Raw genomic sequence first — 8,187 nt, 5'->3', positions numbered from 1 at the left:
GGGCGGCATTCCCACGCAGAGCGTGGGAACGATCAAGACCATGAACGTCGCCTAAGGCGAGTTCAGCGTCATCGAGCCCCATTCGGTGTTGAACCGGGTGGGGCTTTTTTGTGAGTCGGGAATGAACAAAGGCTTGTCTTTGATTCCTGAAAGCTTCGGTGACTTCCCCACGGCTTTGCCGAACCTGACGCTGTACCGGCGAGCCTCGCCGACGAAGCCTGTTCCCTGCATTTACAACCTGCGGCTGGGCGTCACTGCGCGATGCGGCGAGCAAAAAGTCCAACGCCTCCACACAGGGAGGCGTTGCGGGTTTTCAGGAGCACCGAATGGAATATGCCGCATCTACTCTCGGCAACCTCCCTGGAGTCCCCCAACCTGAGCGATCAGGTCGAGGTGACCCAGTTCAAGACCAGGTCCAGCGTTCGCGTCACCTGAGGTCGAAGCGGTCAAGGTTCATCACCTTGGTCCAGGCAGCTACGAAGTCTTTCACGAACTTCTCCTGGGCGTCGCTGCATGCGTAGACCTCAGCCAACGCCCTCAATTGCGCATTCGAGCCAAAGACGAGATCGACACGAGTGCCTGTCCATTTGAGGTCGCCGGTTTTGCGATCGCGTCCTTCAAACTCTTCATTGGCGTCCGAGACCGGCTTCCATTCCACGCCCATGTCGAGCAGGTTGGTGAAGAAGTCGTTGGTCAACGTTTCAGGTCGCTTGGTGAAGACCCCGTGCCGGGTTTGTCCGACGTTGGTATTGAGCACGCGCAGGCCGCCAATGAGCACCGTCATTTCTGGCGCGGTGAGTGTCAGTAGTTGCGCCTTGTCGATCAGTAATGCCTCGGCCGGTACCCGGTAACGGGTCTTGAGGTAGTTACGGAAGCCATCGGCGATGGGTTCGAGAAACCCGAAAGACTCGACATCCGTCTGTTCCTGATTCGCGTCCATGCGTCCTGGCATGAAAGGCACCGTTATGGTGTGACCGGCATTTTTCGCCGCCTGTTCGACGCCAGCACTACCGGCCAGCACGATCAGGTCCGCCAGCGAGATCTTCTTGCCGCCAGTCTGCGCGCTGTTGAACTCGCTCTGGATCTTCTCGAGGGTCGCCAGCACGTTCGCCAGTTGCTCAGGCTGGTTGGCCGGCCAGTCCTTCTGCGGGGCCAGGCGCAGGCGCCCACCGTTGGCGCCACCGCGCTTGTCGGAGCCACGGAAGGTGGAAGCCGCCGCCCAGGCAGTTGATACAAGCTGCGAGACTGTCAGGCCACAGGACTGGAGCTTGCTCTTGAGTGAGGCGATGTCGCTGTCGTTGACCAGGGCATGGTCGAGCGCCGGGATGGGGTCTTGCCACAGGAGTTTTTCGTTGGGCATTTCCGGGCCGAGGTAGCGCGAGAGCGGTCCCATGTCGCGGTGGATCAGCTTGAACCAGGCGCGGGCGAACGCGTCGGCCAACTGATCGGGATTCGCAAGGAAGCGCCGCGAAATCTTTTCATAGATCGGGTCGAATCGCAGGGACAGGTCCGTGGTCAGCATGGTTGGATTACGACGCTTGGACGGGTCGTGAGCATCCGGAATGATGCCCGCGCCGGTGCCGTTTTTCGCCGTCCACTGGTTCGCACCCGCCGGGCTCTTGGTCAGTTCCCACTCGAAGCCGAACAGGTTCTCCAGGTAATTGTTGCTCCACTTCGTGGGTGTCGTGGTCCAGGTCACTTCCAGGCCGCTGGCAATCGTGTCGCCACCTTTGCCCGTGCCGAAGCTGCTCTTCCAGCCCAGGCCCTGCTCTTCGAGGCCAGCGGCTTCGGGCACAGCCCCCACATTGGATACAGGGCCGGCGCCGTGGGTCTTGCCGAAGGCGTGGCCGCCTGCGATCAGTGCCACGGTTTCTTCGTCATTCATCGCCATGCGAGCGAACGTTTCGCGGATATCCACCGCAGCAGCGACCGGGTCCGGGTTGCCCTCCGGGCCTTCCGGGTTCACGTAGATCAGGCCCATTTGCACCGCGGCAAGCGGTTTCTCCAGGTTGCGCTCCTGGACAGTAGGGCTCTCATCTTTGCCATAGCGCACGTCGCCCCCCAGCCAGGTGCTTTCGGAGCCCCAGTAGACGTCCTCATCTGGTCCCCAGACGTCCGGACGGCCTCCGGAAAAACCAAAGGTCTTGAAGCCCATGGACTCCAGCGCGACGTTGCCGGCGAGGACGATCAGATCGGCCCAGGAGATGTTACGACCATACTTTTGCTTGATCGGCCAGAGCAGTCGACGCGCCTTGTCGAGGCTGACGTTATCCGGCCAACTGTTGAGCGGCGCGAAGCGTTGCTGGCCGGAGCCGGCACCACCACGCCCGTCACCGGTGCGGTACGTGCCTGCGGCGTGCCAGGCCATGCGAATAAAGAACGGCCCATAGTGACCGAAATCCGCAGGCCACCAGTCTTGCGAATCGGTCATCAGCGCATGCAGGTCTTTCTTGAGCGCCTCAAAGTCCAGTTTTTTGAACGCTTCGGCGTAGTTGAAGCCCGCGTCCATGGGGTCGGACAGGGACGAGTGCTGGTGCAGGACCTTCAGATTGAGTTGGTTCGGCCACCAGTCGCGGTTCGACGGGCCACCGCCCGCGGCGGCGTGATTGAACGGGCATTTCGATTCAGTTGCCATGTGTGAGCTACCTTTGGTCGTGTTCATCCGGCTATCCCGGCCCGGTGTGGGCGCGCAATAGCGACGAGCGAAATCAATGACATCGGTTGCAGGGCCAGCTGTTCGATCAATTGATCGTCGTGGTCACACGGGAAATCCGGATAGCAGCAATCGAGTTACCAGCATGGTGGCCCACGGCAAGCCTAGTACGCTTCTGACTTATTCGTATCTCTTATCAGGTCTCAACCGGCCAGTTTTCACCAGCGCTGCGTTAAGGGTAGACCCCTATAAAGCAGTCAGCTAATAGGTGGCGTATTCGGTCTTGATAGGCATAATCTTTTATTGGGCCTCTGGAGATGGAGCAGCGGGTATGAGTAGCTCTCGTAAGACCTTTTACGCGACGAACCCATGCACGGCGCAGGACCAGCCCATGAATCAGCGCCCGCGCCGCACGGCCATCCACGAAGCTGGCCACGTCCTGGCCTTTTGGTGGAATGATCAGCACATAGAGCGCGTCACTGTGCGCACCAGGACAGAAGCCTTCGCCGGCCCAATGATTGATCTGCGCGGCAACCCGCAAAACGTAGAGGGGTTGGTAGAGGCTGATTACTGTGTCCCGCACCCATCCTTCGACCCCCCCGGGATTGCTGAATACTTGCCCTCTATGGTCGAGTCTATTGAACGCGACCTTCTCCAATGCTTCGCCGGCCCAGTAGCCGAAGCAGTCTACAGGCACACCAGATCTGACAAATTCATCAGCGGCAGTGGCCGGGGTGACCGGTGCCGGGGTTACGAGTTGATCAGTTTGCTGCCCGCACGAAAGCTACTCGATGCCGAATCCCAAGCAATCGCCCGGTCCAGCTGTCTGGTGCGTCGTTACTGGCCCGCTGTCACCGCTGTGGCGGATCTTCTACAAGAGCACGGCACGGTTAACGGGGAAGCTATAACAGCGCTGCTGTGGGAAGTCACCGGGGAGTCGCCTACGCGGCTCAGCAATGACCTGGCAACCCTCGACACGCGACGCAATAGGCGGTGGACTGCAGTCCACGCCAAGCGACCTTTGTAGCAAGGCCCGGCAATCGTCTGACCGAACTGACGGTAACGGTCCATCAGCTCAATCCTGAAAAAAACAAAGGGCGCCTCCAAGCGCCCCATGCCATTGTCAGTCATCAAACGGTAAACTGAGATGCTGGCATGCCGTGAATACTGGCTTCTGTAAATGTAGGCGTATCAGCGCCTGACATTGAGAAGGGATCAAGGCCACGGTCGACGAGTGGCTTTCAATAGTCGACGACCTATGGATTGCTGATGCCTTGAGGGTTGATTTGTGCGGTGGGGGGCTTACAAATCGATGACAAGGTCTGACGTAGGTTTACTGCAGCAGAGCAAGCGCAGCCCCTTGTCGATTTCACGCTGGCGGATACCCCCGTTGTGGTTCATCTCCACCGTGCCTTGCAGCACGGCTGTTTTACATGTGCCGCAGACCCCTTGGCTGCAGGAGGAGGGGACGATAGCACCGGCTTTTTTTGCAGCCGCCAGTACCGTCTGGTTGCCTGGCATGCTGAAGGTTTTACCCGAGCGGGACAGCGTGACCGTAAAAAAGCCCTCCTGCTGATCGAGGACGGACGACTGTTCTATGAGCGGTTCTTCGTCCAGCACCGCGATATCGAAGCTTTCCTGGTGATAGTGCTGGAAATCAAAGCTTCCCTGTTTGAGTAGAGTTTTGACCGCATCCATGTAGCCTTGCGGCCCACAGGTGAACACTTCGCGCTCCTTGAAATCTGGTACCAGCTCGCTGAGCAGGGCCAAATCCAGGCGGCCGATCGGCCCGGCCCAATCCGTGTCGACGCCGCGCCCTTCGCAGATATTCAGGACGCGCAGGCCAGGCATGCTGGCCTGCATCCGACTCAGTTCGTCATGGAAAATAATGTCGATTGGCGTTCGCGCACTGTGCACGAAGACGATATCTAATCTGGCCGCCATGTCGAAACTCGCCCGTGTCATGGACATCAGAGGTGTCACTCCGGAACCCGCCGACAGGTAAAGCAGCTTGGCAGCTGGACGGCCGACCGGCGTGAAGCTGCCAGCGGGGCCGGAAGCAAGCAACATATCGCCTTCGCGCAAGTTATCGTGCAGCCAATTCGACACTGTCCCGCCGGGAACGCGTTTGACTGTGATCGAAAGCGCAAAGGGGCGAGTGGGAGATGATGACACCGTATAGCAGCGTGACACGCTTTGCCCCGCGATGATCGGCGATACAGTAATGAACTGCCCTGGCTCAAAACTTATTGCGCTGAAATCCGCACTACGAAAGATAAAGGTCTTTACATCGTGGGTTTCGTCGCGCACAGCGCAGCATTGCAGCGCCTTTTGTTCGCCGCTGTTCCACTGTGCGCCGCAGGCGCTCCAGGTGTCAGGATTTGTGAATACCCTCTGCGCGGATCCGGCGCCTGCGGTAACCGGCGTTTTTTCATAGGTGGTCATGGTCATTCCTCACACACCGTGTGCGGCAAGCCGCGCGGCGTACCAGCGAGAGAACTGATCAACGTAGGATTCGGTGAACGCCGAGAATGGCCCAGGCGAGTAGCCAGGATCTTGCGTACCGCTATGAGTGATTGCGACAAGGTTAGCGTCCTGCTGATTGGTCGCTTTCCACACTTCGGTCAGCTTATCGATGTTGTAATCCACGCCCTCAATGGCGTCTGCATTCACGAGCCACTTGGTACGCACCAAGGTCTTGTCAGGTGCGAGAGGGATGATGTAGGAAATCACCGCGTGATCGCTCATCACATGCGTCCAGGAGTTATGAGTCCACAGGTGAACGTCGCCGAGGTCGCGGCGGGTCAGGTCACCGAACAGGCGCGTACAAGCCACCCGGGTGTCGAGCGTTTGAGACTCGCCATTGCCGGCGATGACCAGCCGTTGCGTGCGAAATTGGGTCACTGCGTCTACGTCCAGGTGTTCTACCGCGTCGCAGATAAACCCGTCGTTTTCCCAGTTCCGTTTTGCAGCAGCATTGCGTTCTTCATATTCATCCAGCGCCTGAAGCGATTCTTCGCTAAGACCATCGGCGCAGAAACCGAAATCTTCCGGCAGGAAAGATGCTGTTAATTCCGGATGCGTCGCTGAACAGTGATAACACTCGCGATTATTCTCGATGACCAATTTCCAATTACCGTCTTCAATGATTTGCGCCTCATAGGCAATCTTCGAATAGATGATGTTGTAGGGGGCTAGCCGAGGAGCCATTGTTTCTTCCAGATAGGCGATATCTTCGGGAGGCTGATCGCCAAGGCAAACGAACACATGCGTGCCGGCAACTTTTGTATGAACAGGAATCAGACTTTTACACTTTGGATCGAAATCCTTGCCCATGTGAGCGGCGTGCTTCAGGCTGCCATCAAGATCATAAGTCCACTGATGGTAAGGGCAAACCAGCATACCGACAGTCGACTTGCCGGCCGGCTTCAGACGCGCTCCGCGATGACGGCATACGTTGCGAAATGCTTGCACCTGCTCGTCGTCGTCGCGTACGACGATGATCGAGGATTTGCCGATGTCTATGGTCGAAATATCCCCAGGCTCGGGAATATCAGCCGTGACGCCTACCAAAATCCAATGTTTGGTGAAAAAGATATCGACGTCGGTTTCGAAAATATCCTGGCGGCCAAACAACGCCCCATGCATGCCATGGCCTGGTGTGCGCGCGGTAACAAGCTCTTGTTGGGATTTCACGACGGTAGTTGTCATTATAGCCTCATGGGGTCGATCTAAATCATCAGCAGGTGACGGTGAGGCAAGTATCGAAATGCTTCAGGGTTGCGTCAATGCGCTTTATTCTCACCTTGGCATATCTAAAAGTTATGCGAAATTTCAGCCGGTTTTTTCCATTTACTTCAGTGCGCTAATACTGATTCATCTCGCAACCAATCGACCAGGACATTAACTAATGGCGTTATTTCTCGACCATTCGGGACAATCAAGTAATAAGCATCTTTGGGTTTGACCACATAGGGGGTGATACGAACTAATTCACCACTGAGGAGCATAGGGCCAAGCAACCTGTTCCAGCCCAAGGCTATGCCATACCCCTGTAGCGCTGCCTGCACAGTGTCGTTGTAGCTGCTGCAGCGCAGGCTGTAATTCATCTTTGGGCGACTCTGCCCCAGCTCCTTGAACCAGCTATTCCAAGTCATCCAACCTTCGAGCGTTGTTTCCGAATCGATGAGATCCATATGCAGGAAGTCGTCGACTGACATGGGTGCGGGATGAGTGGTCAACCAGGTCGGCGAACACACTGGGAAAACTTCTTCGTCAAACAGGAAAATCGAAGTGCCGTCCTCCCATTTTCCATTCCCGAAGCGAATGGCGATATCTACATCCTGTCGGCTTACGTCAGGATTGAGTATGTGTGTAATCAAGCGCAGTTGCAGCTTGGGCTGTGACAGGCGCAATGAGGCCAGCCTGGGCAAGATTCGTAGTTGTGAAAACGCCGCAGTACAGGCAAGCACCAATTCCTGTTCGGGAATGCCCTCGGAAATCTTGTCGAAGACGCTCGCCATGCGTTGCATGGATTCGGAGACCACCGAATACAGCACGTACCCCTCGCTGGTTAATTTGATGGCACGGTGTAGACGATGGAATAACCTGGTACCCAAGGTTTCTTCCAGGTATTTGACCTGTTTGCTTACTGCGGCTTGGGTCACTCCCAGTTCCTGAGCCGCCAGTGTGAAACTGCTCAACCGCGCTACGGCCTCGAACTCCATCAACGCCGTCATGGAAGGGATCAGCCGGCGGTAACCCTTAACCTTTTTGCTGGTTTCTTCACTATCCATCGTGGTTGATCCTGAAAGGAGAACTGGCGCAGCAACCGCTTGCGTTCAAGCACCGAGCCGACATGGCGGTCATGCGGGGTACAGGCGAACTCTACGTGACCAGCTCACGGGAGCTGCGCCAAGGGTGCAGTTGGCAGTGTCGATCTGCAGGATAGCCGCTCCCTGTGGCATACATTGCTGCCGGCCTGCGGCGGTAAAAAGCACAGGGACGATGTTTGAGCATCCAGCTCCCACCAGGGCATAACCGATCAAGGACGCAGGCCATCCATCGAAACCTTATCGACGTGATGCCGCCATTGCGTAGTGATGCTTGGTTGCTTTGACGATACGCTCATGTATGCCGCTGCGGTTGTTCTGGAGCGACACGCCATTGCCTGTTCGCTCAGCACCGAGAAACGCTGGAACCGCCTCCTTTGAATCGCCTTCTGACAAGGGGTCTTCAGTCCGCATTCACTAAAGCTTCTCCACTGCCTCAAAGGCATGTCGCAAACGCTTCCTGGAACGTCGTACCGGGCCAACCGCCCCTATACAAAAGTGCGCTTGGTAATAAGCTTTATTATGGAATGATCTAGGAAAAAACATTCCAAAAACGACCATATTCTTTCCTGTGACCGACCACGTCGTTTTTTTAATAATTAAGTAACTTGATGAATTTAAAGAAAATTCTTCAAAAAAATCATGTGTTTTTTATGTATACACAACAAATACAATCTATTGACCATCCCCAAAACCCATGCG

The 8,187-nt window shown here is 56.4% G+C and carries 4 protein-coding genes and 1 pseudogene; all 5 read right to left on the bottom strand.

Annotation, left to right across the window (positions count from 1 at the left end; genetic code table 11):
- Positions 1–427: 427 nt before the first annotated feature.
- A complete protein-coding gene (gene katG, locus AC07UI_RS28215) occupies positions 428–2,662 on the bottom strand; it encodes a catalase/peroxidase HPI (RefSeq protein WP_494995585.1) in 2,235 nt (744 codons plus the stop codon).
- A gap of 1,293 nt (positions 2,663–3,955) precedes the next feature.
- On the bottom strand, positions 3,956–5,098 hold the full coding sequence (locus AC07UI_RS28210; RefSeq protein ID WP_494995584.1) for an FAD-binding oxidoreductase: 1,143 nt from the start codon (positions 5,096–5,098) through the stop codon (positions 3,956–3,958).
- Between the two features lie 9 nt (positions 5,099–5,107).
- Positions 5,108–6,364, bottom strand: coding sequence for an aromatic ring-hydroxylating oxygenase subunit alpha (locus AC07UI_RS28205; RefSeq protein ID WP_494995583.1), 1,257 nt, complete (start codon positions 6,362–6,364; stop codon positions 5,108–5,110).
- 146 nt (positions 6,365–6,510) lie between these two features.
- Positions 6,511–7,449 carry a LysR substrate-binding domain-containing protein gene (locus AC07UI_RS28200; protein WP_494995582.1) on the bottom strand — a complete coding sequence of 313 codons (939 nt, stop codon included), beginning with the start codon at positions 7,447–7,449 and terminating at the stop codon, positions 6,511–6,513.
- A gap of 150 nt (positions 7,450–7,599) precedes the next feature.
- Positions 7,600–7,725: pseudogene (locus AC07UI_RS28195) on the bottom strand (MFS transporter); the annotation flags it as partial.
- Positions 7,726–8,187: the final 462 nt, after the last annotated feature.

This window comes from Pseudomonas sp. GW821-FHT04C07, assembly GCF_059420325.1.
This window is presented reverse-complemented; position numbering and strand designations above follow the sequence as displayed.

What these genes read in the sequence shown, in the direction of transcription:
- AC07UI_RS28205 (WP_494995583.1), bottom strand. Translation starts at nt 6,364, where the DNA reads ATGACAACTACCGTCGTGAAATCCCAACAAGAGCTTGTTACCGCGCGC.
- AC07UI_RS28210 (WP_494995584.1), bottom strand. Translation starts at nt 5,098, where the DNA reads ATGACCACCTATGAAAAAACGCCGGTTACCGCAGGCGCCGGATCCGCG.
- katG (WP_494995585.1), bottom strand. Translation starts at nt 2,662, where the DNA reads ATGAACACGACCAAAGGTAGCTCACACATGGCAACTGAATCGAAATGC.
- AC07UI_RS28200 (WP_494995582.1), bottom strand. Translation starts at nt 7,449, where the DNA reads ATGGATAGTGAAGAAACCAGCAAAAAGGTTAAGGGTTACCGCCGGCTG.